Source organism: uncultured Campylobacter sp., from assembly GCF_938017775.1.
Classification (GTDB): domain Bacteria; phylum Campylobacterota; class Campylobacteria; order Campylobacterales; family Campylobacteraceae; genus Campylobacter_B.
Genome location: NZ_CALIIU010000022.1, coordinates 50,721 through 69,031, shown reverse-complemented (window position 1 = coordinate 69,031; position 18,311 = coordinate 50,721). Strand labels below are relative to the sequence as shown.

The following is an 18,311-nucleotide window of genomic DNA, read 5'->3' as shown; positions in this document are numbered from 1 at the left end:
TAAATAGTTCCTCGTATCCAAGGCTTCGCGCTTCGTCGTTTTCTATCAAAAATCTGATCGCGCTAAGCACGCTAAAGCGCTTTTTAAGCTCATTAAGAAGCGAGCGGTAGTTTGAGACGATTTTTAGATAATCGATCAGATCCTCGTTGCCGATGCCTTCAAACTCGCCCATATCAATGCCCGTTTCGATCAAAAACTCGCTCAGCGCCTTTTCGTCTTTCAGATAAATTTCTTTTTTGCCCTTTTTATATCTAAAAAGCGGCGGCTGCGCCAGATAAACATAGCCGTTTTCGACAACAGGGCGCAAAAATCTAAAGAAAAAGGTTAGAAGCAGCGTCTGAATGTGGCTACCGTCGACGTCTGCATCAGTCATAATGATGATTTTGTGATAGCGAAGCTTTTCTTCGTTAAATTCCTCGCCGATACCGCAACCAAAGGCCGTAATCATATTTTTAATCTCTTCAGATTGTAAAATTCTATCCAGCCGCGCCTTTTCTACGTTTAAAATTTTACCTCTAAGCGGCAGGATCGCTTGAAACACGCGGTCTCTTCCCTGCTTCGCCGAACCGCCCGCACTATCGCCCTCGACTAGATAAATTTCGCTGATACTCGCATCTTTACTCTGACAATCGGCTAGCTTTCCAGGGAGGGTTCCGACGGAATTTATATTGTCTTTTTTGCGCGTTAGATCGCGTGCTTTCTTCGCCGCTTCACGACCGCGCGCGGCCAAAAGAGCCTTATTCATAATGGCGCGCGCTTCAATCGGATTTTCCTCAAAATACTTGCTAAGCACCTCAAACGCCATCTTTTGCACGATCGGCTTAACATAGCTGGAGCCCAGCTTCCCTTTAGTCTGTCCCTCAAACTGCGGCTCTGGAACCTTTACGCTAATTACCGCGATAAGTCCCTCGCGAACGTCGTCGCCGGTTATCTTCGTATCTTTTTCACGCGCAGCCGCATTTGCTGCGACGTAATTTGTTATCGCACGCGTAAGACCCGCTCTAAAACCAGCCTCGTGAGTACCGCCGTCCGGAGTTTTGATATTATTTACGAAGCTTAATAAATTTTCGCTATATGTTTCGTTATACATCAGCGCAAAATCCACCATAACATCATCCGCGCTATCGCTAAACGATACGGCTTTGGATATGGCAGGCGCTTTATTCATATCATTTACGAAGCTTTCTAAGCCGCCTTCGAAGTGAAAGTACTCGTCCCTACCCGTGCGATTATCTTTAAAATTTATCGTAATTTTTGGATTTAGATACGCTAGCTCGCGAAATCTTTTTGATAAAATTTCATCGTCAAATTCTAAAATTTCAAAAATTTCGCCGTCGGGCCAAAACTCGATCGTAGTGCCCGTGCGATTAGTAGTTTTTATCTTTTCAAGCTCGGTAGTAGGAATTCCTTTGGCAAATTCTTGTCTATAAATATTTCCGTCACGTTTGATCGTAGCAACGAGCTTTTTTGAGAGCGCATTTACAACACTAACGCCCACGCCGTGCAAACCGCCGGAGACCTTATAAGTGTCTTTGTCAAATTTACCGCCTGCGTGAAGCACGGTTAGAACCACCGTCGCAGCAGGAATTTTTTCAGTCGGATGTATATCCACTGGAATTCCACGACCGTTATCGCTAACGATACAGCTTCCTTCGCTAGTGATCTCGACATCGATCGTGTCACAGTACCCTGCCATCGCCTCATCGATCGAATTATCTACAACCTCATAAATCATATGATGAAGTCCGCCGATGTTGGTGTCTCCGATATACATTCCAGGGCGCTTTCTAACAGCCTCAAGACCTTTTAAAACTTTAATATTACTGGCGCCGTAATTTTGTTTCATATTTTTCCTTTAAATATTATTTATCGGCATGACGACCGTTTTTAAACCATCCGCGCTAAGCACAAACGCCGTATCGGAGCTGTTAAAATCAAGCTCAAAAATTTCACTCTCAATATTACTTAAAAAATCAAGCAGAAAGCGGTTTTTCACGCCAAAAACTATCTCGCCGTTTATCTCGATCGCCGCTTCAATTTCGGTCTTTGCTTCGGAATTATCTTCGTTAATGCTCTCAAAAATCATTCCGTCCTTTTTAATGGTAACCTTCATCTCCTCGCACATTGCGTTTATCGCTCGCACGCCGCTTACCATCTTATCGCGCGGAATTGAAATTTTATACGCCGTATCTCTTGGGATCACCCGTTCGTAGTTTGGAAATTTGCCGTTTATAAGCTTCGTAAAAAACTCAAAATTCTCGCTCACCGCTAGCAGCACGTTTTCGTCGTAGTAAATTTTAATCTTGTCTGAAAATAGCTTTTGAATTTCGCCTATCGCCTTTTTAGGGATTAAAATTTTAGTATCTAGCTCGCTTGCTTTTGATTGAGTGATTAGTTTATAAACGCTAAGTCGCTTCGTATCGGTTCCGACTAAATTTATAAAGCCCTCTTTTACGTCGATTAAAGCTCCGTTTAGCTCATATTTTGGATTGTTCGTATCGATCGACGGATAGATCTTTTTAAGGCTTCTACCTAAAATTCCAGCGTTTACGTCAAAGCTGTTTTTACCATCTATTGTAGGAAAATTTGGAAAATCATTAGTCTCAAACATCGGAAGCTTGTACTTGGATTTTTTTTGCTTTACAAATAGCGTTCCGTTGACAGTTTCTAAAGTAACGCCATCTTCGCTTAGGCCTTTAATGACGCTAAGGAGCTTGCCTCCATTTGCTGTAGCTTCTCCCTCTGTTTCTATTGATATATTTTGTAGATTGTAGCTCAAACCGATTTCATGATCGGTAGCTTTTATACTAAAAATTCCATCTTTTGCACTCATTAAAAGATGTGATGTTATCGAGCTTAGATCTTTTTTGTCAAGATAGGAACTCGTATTGGAAACTATCTCTTCTAAAAGTTTTTTAGTGATTAACACTTTCATATTTTTATCCTTTTAAATTTTTATCGTTGTAGTAGTTGGTAAGAGGTTTTTGTGAAAAACTTATCCTAAAGCTTGTCTTTAGGTAGTTTATCCAGTGAGTAAGTAGCTTTGTTTTATTCACTTTCATTCACCTTTTTTGCTTTATTTTCATAAAGTCTAAATTTCATTCTTATCCTTTTTGGTTATTTTGTTTTTTAGCTCTTCAATTTTTATCTTTAATATCTCGTCGGTTTGAATGAGTTCGTTGATTTTTTTGATATTTTTGCTGATGGCGCTGTGATCTTTTAGATTAAAAAATGCGGCGATTTTAGGCATTGAGTTTTGAGTTAGCTGTTTGGTTAGATATATGCAAATTTGGCGCGCTTCGACAACGTTTTTAGCTCGCGTTTTGCTCTTTAGCTCGCTAGGTTTTACGTTCAGTTCTTTTGAGATCACCTCTATGACGTGTTCGAGGCTCACGCTTGAATATTTTTGGTGAATTTGATCTTGCAGTGTACTTTTGGTAAATTCTAGCGTGATCTTCGTGCGAAGTATCGAGGAATAGGCGTTTAATTTGTTTATTGCGCCTTCGATCTCGCGGATATTATCGCCCATATTTGCGGCGATATATTCTACAACGTCGTGTGGAATTCTAACGCGATTTTCCTCGCTCTTTTTATTGATAATGGCGATTTTAGTTTCGAGATCCGGCGGGGTAATGTTTGCTATTATGCCGCTTTCAAATCGTGTTGTAAGACGACTTTCAAAGCCTTTTAGAAATTTTGGCGGCAGGTCGTTGGTTAGCACGATTTGACAGTTTTTGTCTTTTAGCTCGTTGAATGTATAAAAAAGCTCCTCTTGAGCTTTGTCGCGCCCGATCAAAAATTGAATGTCGTCGATGAGCAAAACGTCGCAGTTACGGTATTTTTGTTTAAATTTATCGATCGAGTTGTTTTTAAGGTTAAAGACGAAATCATTAGCAAACTGTTCGCTGGTGACGCAAATGACGGTTTTACCCTTTTTGATGCAGTAATTTCCGATCGATTGAAGCAGATGGGTTTTCCCAAGTCCGCTAGGTCCGTAGATAAAGAGCGGATTAAAGCGAATTCCTGGCTCTTTTGCGACGGATACCGAACACTCGAAGGCAAATTTATTTGAATCGCCGATGATAAAATTTTCGAAGTTGTAATTTTCGCTTAAAATGGTGCTCTTAGGCTTTTCGGAGATGATTTTTACCTTTTCTTTCGGCGAAATTTTAGCCTTTGAGGTGATTTTGACGATCACGTCGTTGAGCCCAAACTGTTTTTTGATAAGCTCTTTTATTTTAGTACCGTATTTTGTCTGGGCATATTTGGCTATAAACTCGTTAGTTGTGTTGTAGATGAAAAACCCTGGTGTCGAGTTTTTATCGTTAAATTTCAAATTTTTAATGTATCTAGAGTATTCGGTAGGTAAAATTTCCTTCTCTAAATTCGATAAAATTTCTTGTGCTTGCGACGTCGCCATAAAATTCCCTTACAAATTAGATTAAGATTTTAGCTAAATTTCGCTAAATTTGCGGTAAATTTAAGTTTATTCACTTGTGATTAAGCCGTGAATAAGCGTGAAAGAGGGTTATGAAAATTTTAGGAATTGATCCAGGAACTAGAAATTTAGGCTATGCGATTTTGGAAAAAGATGTGAATAAAATCATCCTCATAGAGGCGGGATTAGTGAAAATGAAGGCTGAAAACGTGCAATTTCAAATGACGCAGATGAGCGAGGCGATCGATCAAATTTTTAGAGCTCATAAGATCGATGAGGTCGCGATAGAATCGATGTTTTACGCCTACAATCCGCAGTCTGTTTTAAAGCTCGCTCAGTTTCGCGGCGCGCTGGCCCTTAAAATTTTACAAATTTTTGGAAATTTCGCCGAATACACGCCGCTTCAGATAAAAAAATCGGTCACAGGAAAGGCGAAGGCGGCGAAGGAGCAGGTTGCGTTCATGGTGAAGCGAATTTTGGGAATTAATAAGGAAATTAAGCCGCTTGATATCACTGATGCTATAGCTATCGCGCTTACGCATGCAAATGTTATGCGCTTAGCGCCTAAATAGGAGGTTTTATGAAAATCGCTATTTTGCAAATGGACGTGAAAATGGCTCAAAATTTTGCAGATTGTGAGCAAAATTTTATCCGCGCGCGCGGGCTGATAGATCGCGCGTTAAAGCGCGGCGCGGACGTAGCGGTGCTGCCTGAAGCCTTTAACATTGGCTTTTGCGTGCAAAATTTTAAGCGCTTAGCCGACGCGGGAGCCGTGCGAACGAAGGGATTTTTAAGCGAAATTTCGCAAAAAAGCGGCGCTGTTTTAATAGGTGGAGCGATAAATTCTAGGCAAGATAAAATTTATAATTCTGCTTTCGTCTATCAAAACGGAGCCGAAATTTTACGCTACGACAAGATCCACGCTTTCTCACTCGCTCGCGAAAACGAGATCGTAAGCGGTGGCGATAAGTTAGGCATTTGCGAGATAAAATTTCAAAATCGTGCGGTCAAAATCGGCGTCGCGGTCTGCTACGATCTGCGCTTTTGCGAAATTTTTCGCGCCTTAGCGCTTCGCGGCGCGCAGATAGTTTTTGTGATCGCACAGTTTGCGCAGAGCCGCATAGAGCATTTTATCACGCTCGCTAAGGCCCGCGCGATCGAAAATCAAATTTTTATCTGCACGGTAAATGGCTGTGGCGATACGGGGCAGGGCGAGAGTTTCGGCGGAAATTCCATGCTGATCGGTCCAAACGGCGAGATCGTCGCGCGCCTAGGCAAAAAAGAGGCCGTGAAGATTGCTCGGGCGAATTTAGATGAAATTTTAAAATTTCGCGCTAAAATGGATCTTTTAAAAGATATGAAACCTGAAATTTATAAGGAGTTTTGATGAAAACTTTGGTATTTGTGATCGATATGCTAAATGGCTTTGTAAAATTCGGCGCGATGGCCGATCCTAGCATAGCGAAGATCGCTCCTGCGGTGATTAGGCAGATTGAGGCGGCGAAAAATGCGTATTTCATCTGCGACGCTCACGCCGAGCGTGATTTGGAGATGAAGCGCTATCCGGTTCACTGCCTAGTTGGCTCGCCCGAAGCGGAGGTGATCGAGGAACTCGCGCCCTACGTAAGCGAGCAAAACGTCACTTTTAAGCGCAGCACGAACGGCTTTCATAATTTGGATAAGAAAATTCTGGACGGCTTCGATCGTTTCGTGATTACGGGCTGTTGCACCGACATCTGCGTGATGCAGTTTGCGCTTAGCCTGCGCACCTATCTCAACGAAATGGGTGCCGATAAGGACGTCATCGTTCCGCGAGGTGCGGTAGCTACATACGACGCACCGAATCATGAGCGCGGCTACTACGATGAATGTGCGCTAAGCTTAATGCAAAATGCGGGGATTTTGGTAATTTAAGCTGCGCTTGGATCAGACAGAATTTTAAGCTAAATTTTGTAGCGTATAAATTTTAAAATTTTAGAGCCGTTCTTAAAATTCTAAATTTTTGAGCGATAGAATTTTGAAATTTTGTGTTGCTCGTAAAATTTTAAAATTTTAATCTTTTTATGGAATTTAGCTTTGTTTTACCGCGACTGCTTTTGCGACGAAAAATCCTACTACTCCGGAAATTATCGAGCCTAAAAATACTGCAAGCTTGTCTGTGTAATGATACATATCACTGCCGCCATATGCGAGGCCATCGACGAAAAGCGCCATCGTAAAGCCGATACCACAGATAATTGCCACGGCGTAAAGCTGTGGCCAGCCTGCATTTTCGGGCATGTAGGCGATTTTGGCTTTGATTAAGATCCAGCTAAAGGTAAAAATTCCGATCTGTTTACCGAAAAATAGTCCGAGCATTATACCCATCGGCACCGGACCGAAAAGGAAGCTAGGACTAATGCCTGCTAGCGAAACGCCTGCGTTTGTAAAGGCAAAGATCGGCAAGATGAAGAAATTTACGGGGTAGGCTAGTCCGTGCTCCATATCCTTTAGCATGGAGCCCGAGCGGGTCTTAAGCGGGATGCAAAAGCCCGCCAATACTCCTGCGATGGTCGCGTGGATGCCGGAGTTTAGTACCATCACCCACAGCACGACGGCTACGATGATAAACGGAAGCTTTTTATCAACGCCAAGTCTGCTCATCGCTAGCATTATTGCGACACAGGCAGCTGCGCCGCCTAGATAGATTGCGTTTATGGTAGAGGAATAAAACAAAGCGATGATTAAAATTGCACACAGATCGTCCATTATCGCAAGTGTCAAAACGAAAATTTTAAGACTAGCCGGGATTTTTTTGCCTAAAAGTGCCATCACGCCCACGGCAAAGGCTATATCGGTCGCCGTTGGGATCGCCCAGCCCTTCATCGCGACGGCATCGCCCCAGTTGATGATCGAAAATATGATCGCAGGCATCATTACTCCGCCTAAAGCCGCGAAGCTAGGAAGTAAAATTTGAGAGAAATGGCGCAGCTGTCCTTCGATCTTTTCGCGCTTGAGCTCAAGTCCGATGGCAAAGAAAAATATCGCCATGAGCACGTCGTTTACTAAAAAATGCATCGATTCGTCAAGTTTCGCAGAACCCACACCTATGGTGAAGCTTAGATGTAAAAATGCCTCATAGTATTTAGATAAAAAGTCCACATTTTGAGCTATGATCGCAAAAACTGCGGATAGAAGTAATATAACGCCGGCGCTACTTTCGCTTGATAAAATTTTCTTAATGATATGTTGCACATGCTTCCTTTAAAAATTTTGCCTTAATTTTATGCAAATTTTAATTAAATTTTTATCAAAACGGGCTAGTTGCTCGGTAAATTCGGCATTATTAGCATTGCATAAAGTATTATAAACATTATGATCGTAGGGCCTTCGTTGATCGCACGGAAGTATTTTCCGCTCCTGTGATACTCGTTTTTTTCAAATTTATACATATAATAATACAGCCACAAATGATAACAGATTAGCAAAACTCCGGCTAGTAATTTTATATGAAAATATCCCATTTTCATAAGCCCCGGATTTAAAATGATAAGCATCACGCCGCTAAAAACCGTCACCGCCATTGCTATCCAGCCGATCGCGTGATACAGCATCCGCTCCATCTTTTTAACGACCTTTACGAAATCCGGCTTGTCTAAATTTTCAGCGTGATAAACATACAGACGCGGCATGTAAAACAGCATCGCCATCCATGAAATAAAGCCCGCAAAATGGATAAATTTAAACCAATAGTAACTCATTTTAGCCTCCTTAATCTCTCATTAAAATTTCTTTTCGCGCTTCGAATTCCTCTTTGGAAATCGCGCCTTTTTGATACAGCTCATAAAGTGCATCGACCTTTTTCAGACGCTGTTCGTAGTCGTCCTCCTCCGTCTCGCTTGCAAAAGCATTTAAATCTTCCACCCAAATTCCTACGAAAAATATATCTAGCAAAATCCAAATTCCCCAAATCGCCCAAAACAAAAAGCCCACTAAAAACCATAGCGTAAAACTTCCCAGCCAAAATAGCGCGATTTGAGCAAATCCGCTGATAAATTTGCCGCAATAAATTCTATGCAGTCCGCCTCCGATCGGCATAGCTGCGATCCATGAAAACGCACCTAAAAACCAAAGTGCGTAAGCGATGTAATTATTTCTCTTCATTTTTCTCCTTTTTTGCGGTGCGTAAGCCCTGAAAAATAAAAATCACTACGGCCAGATCTATCATCACGTCGGCAAAATTAAATACCGCAAACTCAAACCATTTATGCCACGCGACATAATCCACAACGCCGCCGCGAATAAAGCGATCGAGCAGGTTCGAACAGCCTCCCGCAAGCATCAGCGCAAACGGCATCCAGTGCTCGCAAAAGAGCTTTTTATGACAAAATACATACGCTGCAAGCGCCGAGATCAGCGCGATCTGGATAAATTTTAAATTTTCGCCCAAAAACGCAAACATCGAAAACGCAACGCCGCGGTTAAGCGTAAGCTCTAGCGAAAAAAACTCTCCCTGCCATGAAAAGCCGTTTAAAAACAGAAGTTTGATCGCTTGATCGATCGCGAAGATCACCGCGAAAAGCAGAATAAATTTAATACAGGTTTTAGCCATCTTGCAATCCAAATTTGAATATGTAAAGCCTGCCTTTTTTGCCTGTGCTTTTCGTGTGGAGCTGGCAGTTTGCCGCGCCGTAAAATTTTATAAAATCGCTATTCATTTAGGGCTTTGGCAAAAAATTTCTCGACCTCGTCCATTCGCTTTTGCAGCAGTTTTTCGTTTTTGCCCTCGATTAAGAGGCGTATAACGTTTTCGGTGCCGGAGTAGCGAAAGAGCGAGCGGATCTTGTCCGCTTTAAGGCTTGTTTCAAGCTCCTTTAGCCCTTTTAATTTTTCAAGCGGCTTTTTATCCGAAATTTTTAAATTCTTTAAAATTTGCGGATAGGGCTTAATCATCCCCGAAAATTCGCTTGCCTTCTTTTTCATATCCAGCATGCAGGCGGCGAATTGCAGCGCGCTTGCGATGCCGTCACCCGTTTTGGCGTAATCGCCGAAGATCACGTGCCCGCTCTGCTCGCCGCCGAAATTTGCGCCTAGCTCGTGCATCGTCTCAAGTACGAATTTATCGCCTACATTGCAGCGATGAAGCGCGATGTCGTGTTTAGCTAAAAAATCCTCCAGCGCAGAATTACTCATCACTGTGGCTACCATTTTATTGCCTGCTAAGCGATTTTTTCCTTTCAAATAGACTGCTAAAATTCCAAGTAGCGCGTCGCCGTGGATGATCTCGCCGTTTTCATCCACGACTACGAGCCTGTCGGCATCCCCGTCGAAGGCAAACCCGACATCGGCGCGTAATCTTTTGACCTCCGAGGCTAAATTTTGCGGGCTTAGTGCGCCGCAAGCATCATTAATATTTTTGCCGTTAGGTTCGTCGCCGATGACGATAGTTTCGGCTCCCAGCTCGTTAAATACGGTAGGTGCGACCTTGTAGCTTGCTCCGTTTGCGCAATCGAGCACGACGCGAAGCCCGTGCAGCGTCTTTTGCTTCGGGAAGGAATTTTTAATATGCACAATGTATCTGCCGATGACGTCGTCCACGCGCTTTGCGGCGCCGATTTGCATCATTTTGGTGCGCGCCTCGGCGATTAGATCGTCGCTGAAGTAAATTTTTTCGATCTGCGCTTCCTCTTTTTCGTCGAGTTTAAAGCCTTCGCTGTTGAAAAATTTAATGCCGTTGTCGTAGTATGGATTGTGGCTCGCGCTTATCATGATGCCCGCGTCGCAGCGCATGTCCTCGGTGAGAAAGGCAATCGCAGGAGTAGGCATCGGCCCGATCTGGCGGACATTGTAGCCCACGGAGGTAAGGCCTGCTACGATCGCTGTTTCTATCATATAACCGCTTCTGCGGGTATCTTTGCCGACTAAAATCATATTCGTAACGGAATTTTTCCTAAAATAAATTCCCGCTGCCATCGCTACGCGCATCGCAAGCTCGGCGGTTAGAAATTCTCCCGCTTTGCCTCGTACGCCGTCCGTCCCGAAAAGTTTCATTATCAAATCCTTGTATAAAAATCATGAAATTCTACCAGAAAAAGTTTAATCTTAATAAATTTAACTATATTTAAATTTTACTTAAATTAAGCGTCGATTAAATATTTTTTACGTATAATCGCAGGTTCAAATTTAACCGAAAAGGAACGTTATGGCAAATCACAAATCCGCCGAAAAACGCGCGAGACAAACCATAAAAAGAACGGAGCGAAATAGATTTTATCGCACCAGAGTAAAAAATATCACAAAAGCCGTAAGAGAGGCGGTCGAGAGCAAGGATCTAGACGCAGCGACTCAGGCTCTAAAAACGGCTAATGAAAGCTTTCACAGCTTCGTAAGCAGGGGCTTTTTGAAAAAACAGACCGCGAGCAGAAAAGTAAGCCGCCTAGCCAAACTCGTAAATTCTTTAAAAACCGCCGCGTAAGCGCCCCTTGCGCATAAAATTTAAATGCTAGCCGATAAACTAAAGCCTTTTTTGGATCGCTACGACGAGCTTTCGCGCATGCTTAGCGATCCCGCCGTTACCGCAGATATCGCTAATATGACGGCGCTATCTAAGGAGCAGCGCAGTATCGAGCCGATCAAAGAGGCGGCTAGCGAGTATCTTAAAATTTTAAATCAGATCGAAGAAAACAAAGCCCTGCTAAGCGATGCCGATCTCGGCGAGCTAGCCAAAGAGGAGCTTAAAAACTTAGAGACGCAAAAACCGCAGCTCGAAGAAAAAATCAAAATTTTACTGCTTCCGAAAGATCCCAACGACGATAAAAATATCTTTTTAGAGATCCGCGCCGGTACAGGCGGCGACGAAGCGGCGCTGTTTGCGGGCGACCTGCTCGGCGCGTATCTGCGCTACGCCGATCTTCGCGGATATAAATGCGAGATCGTAAGCACTAGCGAAGGCAGCGTCGGCGGTTACAAAGAAGCAATCTTGCTCGTAAAGGGTGCGGGAGCGTATTCGCGGCTGAAATTTGAAGGCGGCACTCACCGCGTGCAGCGCGTCCCCGAAACGGAGAGCCAGGGCAGGGTGCATACCTCCGCGATCACCGTCGCCGTGATGCCCGAGATCGAGGATAGCGAGATACAGATCAATCCGAACGATCTTCGCATCGACGTTATGCGCAGCTCCGGCCACGGCGGGCAGTCCGTAAATACCACCGATAGCGCCGTTCGTATCACTCACATCCCGACTGGTTTAGTCGTCACCAACCAAGACGGCAAGGACCAGCACAAAAATAAAGAGGCGGCGATGAAGGTGCTAAAGGCGCGCCTTTACGATATGCAAGAGCAGGAGCGGCTTGAAAAAGAGCGCAAAGATCGCAAGGATCAGGTAGGCACAGGCGACCGCTCGGGGCGAATTCGTACCTACAACTATCCGCAAAACCGCATCAGCGACCACCGCATAAATTTAACGCTTTACCGCCTAGACGCGATCATGGCGGGCGGTTTGTTCGACGAGATCATCGACCCGCTCATCGCGCACTCTCAAGCCGAGGCGATCGCAAACGCGGGCTATTGAGCCTTTTAAAATTTAGACCTTACATCCACCCGCTTTACCAAATTTTGCCTCGATCAAAAGCACCAAGATGAAGAAAATTTTTTCGTCGTTAAACTTCGCAAGCTCGCGTAGGTTCTGATCTGCGCTTATAAGCTTGATACCGTTTGATTTCAAAATCGTAGCGAGCTCGTCCGGCTCAAAGCCCATTTTACTAGCGATTTCTCTGATATTATAGCGCTCGATCGCGCCGATTATGCGATCCATATTGCAAAAACCGGGATTTTTGCGGCTCAAAACCACGTCCAAAAACTCGCCCCAGAGCTTTACGAGCTTCTTTCGCCTTGTGATTATATGCAAGATCGCGACGCAAAGCAGACCCAATCCCGCGATCTTATGCAGGCTCATCCACATCTCGTCATATTCGCCGCGCGCAAAGTAGGCGCCCGAAAAGCCCAAAATGCAAAGCGCGCAGCCTATTAGCACGATGAGCGCAAATTTATAAACAATCCCCGCTTTAAGCATAAAATCTCCTTGCTTCGTTTTAAAATTTAGCGGCTTAGGCGTAGCGCACGCGAACGCTACGGCGGTGTTATGTCTCGTCGGTCGCCGCTATCGTATCGCCTCGGCGTTATTGCGCCGCCCGCACTGCTGCTTGCCTATACGCTCCGTAGATCGCCATCATCGTATCGCGACGTTTGCGCTGCTTGCACTGCGCTTTCCCTACATACGCATCCTGTCGATCGCGATTGCCATATTGCGGCATTTTATGCTATCGCCGCCGCAATCACGCCGCGCCCTTGTGCTGCCGATCCGCCGCCACGGTAACGTTGTTCGCTTCGATCGTAGCGCCGTTACGATGATGATTTGCCCGAGCGAAGGTTATGTCACACGGCGCCAAGTAGGTACGTATCACCGCTCCGCTTCTCGACTACGGCGTGCCGTCCGCGCCGCCGATGTGTTACGCGCCATCCGACGCGCTACCGACTTATCGCGACGCCTACGCATCGCACCGCTTACGCAGCCCGCTCATTAGCGCGCCGTCTACCGACTTCCAAACTGCTCACCGCGTAGCTAAAATTTTATCGAGACACCCTGCATTGAGCAGACTATCTCGCGTTTAAATTTTATCGACTTAAATTTCCGTACAGAACCGCGATCGCGCACTGCCGACCGACTTCCGAACTACTCGTTGCGCCGTAAATACTTACTTACGGCGGTGCTATGCCGCCGACTGCGCGCGAGCGCCTAGCCGCGCGGATGCCGATGCCCATGTATGCGAACACTTAGCGCCTAGGCTAAATTTTATCACCTCTTAGTATAAATGAGTAATTTTAATAAATCTGGATTTAAAAAGATATGAATTTAAAGGCGAAATCCGTGCGGCGTGAAATTTTAACGGCCGAATTTAAAGCTCTATCATCCGCTCGAATATGTCCTCAAGCCCCGCTTGATGCACGATCGCTAGCATGCCAAGCCTCGGCAGATCCACGCGTAGACCCAGTAGCAGCTCGCGTGCCGAGGCGGGATCGAGCGCGGACGTGATCTCGTCTGCGAAAACAAAGCTCAGTTTGTGGTAATAAATACGTGCGAAACTAAGCCGCTGTGCCTCCCCGCCGCTTAAAATTTTAACGTAATCGGCGCGCGAGTTTAGCATGCGGGCAAATTTCTTAAGCCCTACGCGGCGTAAAATTTCTAAAAATTCCGCGGCGGCTGCGCGCGGCGGCTGCGGATAGGAAATAAGCTCTTTTAGGCTAAGCGGCGCTAGATAGGGCTTTTGCGGGATAAACATCACGCCCGTGCGCGGCAGACTGATCTCGCCGCGGCCATATCGCCAAAGACCCGCTGCGTAGCGCAGAGCCGTGCTTTTGCCCGCGCCGCTCTTGCCTCGCAGCATTATAAACTGCGCGGGCGCAAGCTCGAAGCGTAGATCCTCGATCAGCGGCTCGCCCGCAGGCGTGAAGACCGACAAGCCCTCGCAACGAGCAGAATTTTCGTCGCTTTGTTTGACGCAAGCACGCAGATTTGCGCTCTCGTCGTCCATGCGCGAGATGAACTCATAGATCCTCTGCACGCTCGCCGCCCACTCCATGATCTGTTTGTAATAGTCCATAAACCACGCAAATCCGTCCTGTACGCTGTAAAATGCCGAGCGCGCCTGCATCATGTCGCCAAAGCTCATCGCGCGCGACAAATACAGCGGCAAGCAGGCAAAGATCGGGATTAAATTCGTGATTTTTAGGTAGCTTGCCGAAAAGCATTCGAGGCGAAATTCCGTATTCATGATGCTACGCCAGTTTTTAACGATCTCGCCGAAGCTCGCGCGGAAGCGGCCGCGCTCGGCATCCTCTCCGCGCATAAAGGCTACTGCTTCTGCATTTTCGCGCACGAGCAGCAGATCCGAGCGGTAATCGGCTTCGGCGCGCTGCTTAGCAAAATTTAGCCCCCTAAGCCTGCGCCCGATGAGATGCGTAATCAGCGAGCAAAGTAGCGTATAAAGGAGCGCGACGTAGAGCAAAAAGCCTTCGATCTCAAAGTGCATGCCGAAAATTTCAAATTTCAGCACCTTCGAGACCTGCCACAGGATCGCGACGAAGGCGATGAGCTTGGCGAGATTATAGACGAGCGATTTTACGAGATCGACGCTTTTTTGCACGAGCAGCAAGCTGTCCTCTGCGATACGCTGATCGGGGTTGTCTAGCTTTGCAATTCCCCGGTCTTCGGAAGCTTTAAACGAACCTTTGGCATCCGCTTCGATTGCGGGGCACCCAGCCCGCGCCCTCACGGACGCCGCACGTTCGTTTAAATTACCCGTATCTCGTCCCCAATATTCTTTAAAATCTTCCTCACGCTGCTGGTTTAAATTTTCGTTCACACCGGTGCCGCTCGCCTCGCTTGCAAGATACTCTGCGCGATCGCTCGCAGAGCCCACGCATTCGTTTAAGCCATCCGTATCCTGCTCCAAATATGCTTTAGTATTATCGGCGTTTTTTGAATTTTTAAAATTCTCGTCGCTACGATCGTTTAAATTTTCATTCTCGCTTGCGCCGCTTTGCCCTGCTGTATTTTGCTCCGCCGTGCTCGGTAAAATTTCAAGCTCCTTTGCGTCTCTATGCAAAACCGCGCTGTCCGCTTCGACTGCGGAACACTCTGCGCGCTCGTTTAAATTTTTATCTAAATTTACGTCGCCAGGTTTTTCTAAATTTGATCCGCCCCTGGCGCTAAAATTTCCATCAAGGCTCGTGCGGTAGAAGTTTGCGTTATGTAGCCATTTGCGCTCCATCATCGCGCTTAGCCGCTCGCGCCAGACGATTACGAGCAGTTTGCGAAGCCAGCTGCTGCAGACGATGAAAAGCACGATGAGCGCCGTGTAGAGCAAAAATTCGCCCACGAGCGCGGGAATGAGCTCGCCTTTAAGCTCGCTTAGCGCGTCGTAAAAACGCTTGTCCCACGCGTTCATCAGCACGCTGATTTTGATGATAGCGAGGCTAAAACCAAGCGCGAGCAGCAGCGCCCACAGCTTCGCCGCACCCTTGCCGAACCAGTGCGGACGTAGAATTTCAAAAAATTGCTTTAGCGTTTTCAAATTTTCTCTTTAAATTTTAAAATTTAGCGCCGGTTACAGCGAGATCGCGGGATTAAATTTGATCCCGCAAGCTCGCGAGCGGATTTTATGCTCGCAAGTCTGCGCGTTTAATTTGCTCGGAATTTCGCGGGATTAAATTTATCGCCCGCATCGCCCGCGATCGCCCGCGCCAATCAATCGTTAATCAACCAAATCGTGAGTTAAATTTTAATCCCGCGGCTTCGTTCAAATTTTACCCGCCTCGCTACGTGCTACTTGCGACAAAGCTTAGCCTCTCGCCTCTGCACCCGCTTCATCCGCGCTCTTATAAAGCGCGGAATTTATCCGCAACCGCGTGCGAGGGAGTTTGTCCAAATTCACATAAGCGCAAAATTCCATCCGCACCTAATATGTATAATTAAGCGTCAACATAAAATTCCGCGGCTCGCCGTAGTAGTTGTTATGCCCAGCGACGCGATTTTGCGTGTTTTGAAAATACTTCTTATCCGTGATGTTTTTGACCGCAAAATTTACGCTAAAGTGCTTGTCGAAATGATAGCCGACGTTCGCGTCCCACAGCGCGTAAGCCTTTTGCGGCGCGGCGTAATACGCAACGTTTTCGCGATATATCGAAGCGGTTTTGCTCTGATAGCGCACGCCCGTACCCAGGGCGATCTTACGATTTTCGCCGAGCAGAATTTCATAGTTCGTATAGAGCTTAAACAGATGCTTCGGAATGTAGCGTTTGGCGTTTGCGCCCTTGCTATAATCGACCGCTGCGGAGGTTCTTTCCGTCTTTAAATAGACGCTGCGGTTGAAAGTATATCCTGCGAATAATTTCCAATTCTCAGTGAGCGAGCCTTGCACCTCGGCATCCACGCCGCGGCTTCGCACTTTGCCCTCGGCGATGGAATAGTTCGTATTAAGGGGGTCGGTCATCGCTCTATTTTTCTGAATGATCTGAAACAGCACGACATTCGTATTAAGCGCGCCGTCAAAAAATTCTCCCTTCACGCCGGTTTCTAAATTATAGCCGACGACGGGATCTAAAATTTTACCGTCCTTGTCGCGCGCGGCTTGCGGCTTAAAAATTTCGGCATAGCTTGCGTACCACGAAAAATTATCCGCAAAATCCCAGACCACTCCCACATACGGCGTAAAATCCGATTTGCTCGGGCTCGCGCTATGCGAAGCCGTACCGCGCAAAATATTATAATAATACCTGCTATAGGCTACTTTCGAAAAGCGCCCGCCGAGCAAAAAGTGAAAATCGTCGGTTAAGTTTAATCTAGTCCCGAGCGAGATCGCGCGCTGCTTTATGGTAGTGGAGCTTCGGTCTTTAAACGTAGCGGCACTGCTCCAATCGGGCTGAGCGATCCTTGAGCGGTCCCAGTTATAAATATTCATCCCTAGCGACGCCATAGATGAATCTCTCGTCCTAGTCTCGCGCCAATTAAGTTTTTCGTTGCTAAGCGAGCCGTTTAAGAAAAAGTCGTGCTTCTGCCCGAATGCTTCGAATTTGCCGTCTAGCCCCGTTTGAAACCCGATCTCCTTGGAGTCGTTATCGTAAATTCTATATCGCACCGTATGCGACGTAGTACCGTTGTAAGGATTTGCCCCGCCGAGCGCTCCGAATTTTAACATGCTGTCGCTATCGGTATAATTGAGCCTCGCATAGGCTTTCAGATCATCGCTAAATTCGTGCGAAAGTTCGCTGTAGGCGTTAAATTTTTTATATTCGCTTCTGTCCCAATCCGAGCCGAAGTAGCTTCTGCGCGGTAAATTCAGTAAATTTCCATGATTGTCTAAAACGGGCACGCCGTAAATGTCATAGACGCCGACGGTTTTTTGCCACAAAAATCCCGCGCTAAGAAGCGTCTTATCGGCCACGTCAAATTCCGTCGAAACGCCGACGCCTTCGCGATAGCCGTTGCGCGGATAGTCCTTAAACGAGCCCGTTTTACTTAAAATTCCGATCAACCGCGCGCGTGCCGTACCGCTTTGATTTACCGCGTCCGTTACGTCGATCATGCCGCGATAATTATCCCAGCTACCGCCGCTTAGACTTGCGTTAAAGCCGAACTGATCGCTCGGGCGCTTTCGGATTAAATTTATCGTGCCGCCGGGCTCGCCGTTGCTTTGCGTAAGGCCCGCTACGCCGCGCAGAACCTCGACGCGATCGTAGAATTCCAAATCGGTAAATTCCTTCGATGAGCCCAGCGGCCCGAACACGGAGCTAGAAACCGAGCTTGCGATGCCATCTTCTTGGATATTATCCACATAAAAGCCGCGCGAGACGATGCGATTGCCGCCTGCGTCGTTATTTAGCGAAATGCCGGTGGCGTATTTTGAAAGAGCCTCTTCGGCGTTGTGCAGGCCCAGATCTTTTAAAAGCTGATTGGAGATGACGCTTATGGATTGCGGCGTCTCTCTTATGCTTAAATTTAGCCCCGTCGCGGTGCTCATATTACCCGTCGTATACGAGCCGGTGCCCTCGGTAGTGGACAGATCGGCTTTGCCCGTGACGTTTATGGTGCCGAGATTATCGCCGTCCAAACCCTGCAGCGTAGAATTTGCCGCGCTACCGCTTTGCGGCATGGAATTTACAGTGGTAGGGCGACTTCCAGGCTTTTGCACAGAGCTTTGCGATGACGAAATTTTAGAGGTGGAGCTCGCGACGGACGAGTTTTGAGAAGTGCCACTATTTTGCGCCGCAGTAAGCCAAAACGGCGAGCAAAGTAGCGCCAAAGAGAGTAAAATTTTACCCTTTTTCATAAAAATCCTTT

Annotated in this window: 17 protein-coding genes; 5 read left to right on the top strand and 12 right to left on the bottom strand. The window is 46.4% G+C overall.

Going from position 1 to position 18,311, the window contains the following annotated elements:
- The 3 genes from Q0537_RS04195 to dnaA all read right to left on the bottom strand — a co-directional run.
- A partial coding sequence (locus Q0537_RS04195) for a DNA gyrase subunit B (RefSeq protein WP_299225363.1) occupies nucleotides 1-1,846 on the bottom strand: 1,846 nt, incomplete at its 3' end.
- A gap of 9 nt (nucleotides 1,847-1,855) precedes the next feature.
- The gene (dnaN, locus tag Q0537_RS04190) at nucleotides 1,856-2,935 is read right to left on the bottom strand and encodes a DNA polymerase III subunit beta (protein ID WP_299225361.1); all 1,080 of its coding nucleotides are present in this window, start codon (nucleotides 2,933-2,935) and stop codon (nucleotides 1,856-1,858) included.
- A 156-nt stretch (nucleotides 2,936-3,091) separates the two neighbouring features.
- Nucleotides 3,092-4,420: a chromosomal replication initiator protein DnaA gene (gene dnaA / locus Q0537_RS04185; RefSeq protein ID WP_299225359.1), complete on the bottom strand. Its 1,329-nt coding sequence runs from the start codon at nucleotides 4,418-4,420 to the stop codon at nucleotides 3,092-3,094.
- Nucleotides 4,421-4,530: 110 nt separating this feature from the next.
- On the opposite strand from dnaA, the gene ruvC reads away from it, so the two are divergent.
- Genes ruvC through Q0537_RS04170 form a run of 3 tightly spaced genes read left to right on the top strand, consistent with a single transcriptional unit; the run spans nucleotide 4,531 to nucleotide 6,352 of the window.
- On the top strand, nucleotides 4,531-5,010 hold the full coding sequence (gene ruvC, locus Q0537_RS04180; protein ID WP_299225357.1) for a crossover junction endodeoxyribonuclease RuvC: 480 nt from the start codon (nucleotides 4,531-4,533) through the stop codon (nucleotides 5,008-5,010).
- A gap of 8 nt (nucleotides 5,011-5,018) precedes the next feature.
- Nucleotides 5,019-5,825 (top strand): nitrilase-related carbon-nitrogen hydrolase, encoded by an 807-nt coding sequence (locus Q0537_RS04175; protein WP_299225355.1) that lies wholly within the window; start codon nucleotides 5,019-5,021, stop codon nucleotides 5,823-5,825.
- The gene (locus Q0537_RS04170) at nucleotides 5,825-6,352 is read left to right on the top strand and encodes an isochorismatase family cysteine hydrolase (protein ID WP_299225353.1); all 528 of its coding nucleotides are present in this window, start codon (nucleotides 5,825-5,827) and stop codon (nucleotides 6,350-6,352) included. Before Q0537_RS04175 ends, Q0537_RS04170 begins: the two co-directional genes overlap by 1 nt.
- Before the next feature lie 156 nt (nucleotides 6,353-6,508).
- On the opposite strand, the gene nhaA is transcribed toward Q0537_RS04170, so the two are convergent.
- The 5 genes from nhaA to glmM form a co-directional block, all read right to left on the bottom strand.
- Entirely contained in the window at nucleotides 6,509-7,672 is a 1,164-nt protein-coding gene (gene nhaA, locus Q0537_RS04165) for a Na+/H+ antiporter NhaA (protein WP_299225351.1), read from the bottom strand.
- A 65-nt stretch (nucleotides 7,673-7,737) separates the two neighbouring features.
- Nucleotides 7,738-8,178, bottom strand: coding sequence for a CopD family protein (locus tag Q0537_RS04160; RefSeq protein ID WP_299225349.1), 441 nt, complete (start codon nucleotides 8,176-8,178; stop codon nucleotides 7,738-7,740).
- Nucleotides 8,179-8,188: 10 nt separating this feature from the next.
- Nucleotides 8,189-8,581, bottom strand: a complete 393-nt coding sequence (locus tag Q0537_RS04155) for an SHOCT domain-containing protein (RefSeq protein WP_298960044.1) — start codon at nucleotides 8,579-8,581, stop codon at nucleotides 8,189-8,191.
- Nucleotides 8,568-9,029 (bottom strand): signal peptidase II, encoded by a 462-nt coding sequence (gene lspA, locus Q0537_RS04150; RefSeq protein WP_298956146.1) that lies wholly within the window; start codon nucleotides 9,027-9,029, stop codon nucleotides 8,568-8,570. Before lspA ends, Q0537_RS04155 begins: the two co-directional genes overlap by 14 nt.
- 98 nt (nucleotides 9,030-9,127) lie before the next feature.
- Nucleotides 9,128-10,468 carry a phosphoglucosamine mutase gene (gene glmM / locus Q0537_RS04145; protein WP_299225348.1) on the bottom strand — a complete coding sequence of 447 codons (1,341 nt, stop codon included), beginning with the start codon at nucleotides 10,466-10,468 and terminating at the stop codon, nucleotides 9,128-9,130.
- Between the two features lie 151 nt (nucleotides 10,469-10,619).
- Between glmM and rpsT the strand changes: the two genes are divergently transcribed.
- Nucleotides 10,620-10,892: a 30S ribosomal protein S20 gene (rpsT, locus tag Q0537_RS04140; protein ID WP_291938896.1), complete on the top strand. Its 273-nt coding sequence runs from the start codon at nucleotides 10,620-10,622 to the stop codon at nucleotides 10,890-10,892.
- A 24-nt stretch (nucleotides 10,893-10,916) separates the two neighbouring features.
- Nucleotides 10,917-11,984 (top strand): peptide chain release factor 1, encoded by a 1,068-nt coding sequence (prfA, locus tag Q0537_RS04135; protein WP_298028237.1) that lies wholly within the window; start codon nucleotides 10,917-10,919, stop codon nucleotides 11,982-11,984.
- 12 nt (nucleotides 11,985-11,996) lie between these two features.
- Here the strand turns inward: prfA and Q0537_RS04130 are convergent, their stop codons facing one another.
- The 4 genes from Q0537_RS04130 to Q0537_RS04115 form a co-directional block, all read right to left on the bottom strand.
- A complete protein-coding gene (locus tag Q0537_RS04130; RefSeq protein WP_299225346.1) occupies nucleotides 11,997-12,485 on the bottom strand; it encodes a chemotaxis protein in 489 nt (162 codons plus the stop codon).
- 262 nt (nucleotides 12,486-12,747) lie between these two features.
- The gene (locus Q0537_RS04125; protein WP_299225344.1) at nucleotides 12,748-12,876 is read right to left on the bottom strand and encodes a hypothetical protein; all 129 of its coding nucleotides are present in this window, start codon (nucleotides 12,874-12,876) and stop codon (nucleotides 12,748-12,750) included.
- Between the two features lie 492 nt (nucleotides 12,877-13,368).
- Nucleotides 13,369-15,546, bottom strand: a complete 2,178-nt coding sequence (locus tag Q0537_RS04120) for an SbmA/BacA-like family transporter (RefSeq protein ID WP_299225342.1) — start codon at nucleotides 15,544-15,546, stop codon at nucleotides 13,369-13,371.
- Between the two features lie 384 nt (nucleotides 15,547-15,930).
- The gene (locus tag Q0537_RS04115) at nucleotides 15,931-18,300 is read right to left on the bottom strand and encodes a TonB-dependent siderophore receptor (RefSeq protein ID WP_299225340.1); all 2,370 of its coding nucleotides are present in this window, start codon (nucleotides 18,298-18,300) and stop codon (nucleotides 15,931-15,933) included.
- Nucleotides 18,301-18,311: the final 11 nt, after the last annotated feature.

What these genes read in the sequence shown, in the direction of transcription:
- dnaN (WP_299225361.1), bottom strand. Translation starts at nt 2,935, where the DNA reads ATGAAAGTGTTAATCACTAAAAAACTTTTAGAAGAGATAGTTTCCAAT.
- dnaA (WP_299225359.1), bottom strand. Translation starts at nt 4,420, where the DNA reads ATGGCGACGTCGCAAGCACAAGAAATTTTATCGAATTTAGAGAAGGAA.
- ruvC (WP_299225357.1), top strand. Translation starts at nt 4,531, where the DNA reads ATGAAAATTTTAGGAATTGATCCAGGAACTAGAAATTTAGGCTATGCG.
- Q0537_RS04175 (WP_299225355.1), top strand. Translation starts at nt 5,019, where the DNA reads ATGAAAATCGCTATTTTGCAAATGGACGTGAAAATGGCTCAAAATTTT.
- Q0537_RS04170 (WP_299225353.1), top strand. Translation starts at nt 5,825, where the DNA reads ATGAAAACTTTGGTATTTGTGATCGATATGCTAAATGGCTTTGTAAAA.
- Q0537_RS04160 (WP_299225349.1), bottom strand. Translation starts at nt 8,178, where the DNA reads ATGAGTTACTATTGGTTTAAATTTATCCATTTTGCGGGCTTTATTTCA.
- Q0537_RS04155 (WP_298960044.1), bottom strand. Translation starts at nt 8,581, where the DNA reads ATGAAGAGAAATAATTACATCGCTTACGCACTTTGGTTTTTAGGTGCG.
- lspA (WP_298956146.1), bottom strand. Translation starts at nt 9,029, where the DNA reads ATGGCTAAAACCTGTATTAAATTTATTCTGCTTTTCGCGGTGATCTTC.
- glmM (WP_299225348.1), bottom strand. Translation starts at nt 10,468, where the DNA reads ATGAAACTTTTCGGGACGGACGGCGTACGAGGCAAAGCGGGAGAATTT.
- rpsT (WP_291938896.1), top strand. Translation starts at nt 10,620, where the DNA reads ATGGCAAATCACAAATCCGCCGAAAAACGCGCGAGACAAACCATAAAA.
- prfA (WP_298028237.1), top strand. Translation starts at nt 10,917, where the DNA reads ATGCTAGCCGATAAACTAAAGCCTTTTTTGGATCGCTACGACGAGCTT.
- Q0537_RS04130 (WP_299225346.1), bottom strand. Translation starts at nt 12,485, where the DNA reads ATGCTTAAAGCGGGGATTGTTTATAAATTTGCGCTCATCGTGCTAATA.
- Q0537_RS04115 (WP_299225340.1), bottom strand. Translation starts at nt 18,300, where the DNA reads ATGAAAAAGGGTAAAATTTTACTCTCTTTGGCGCTACTTTGCTCGCCG.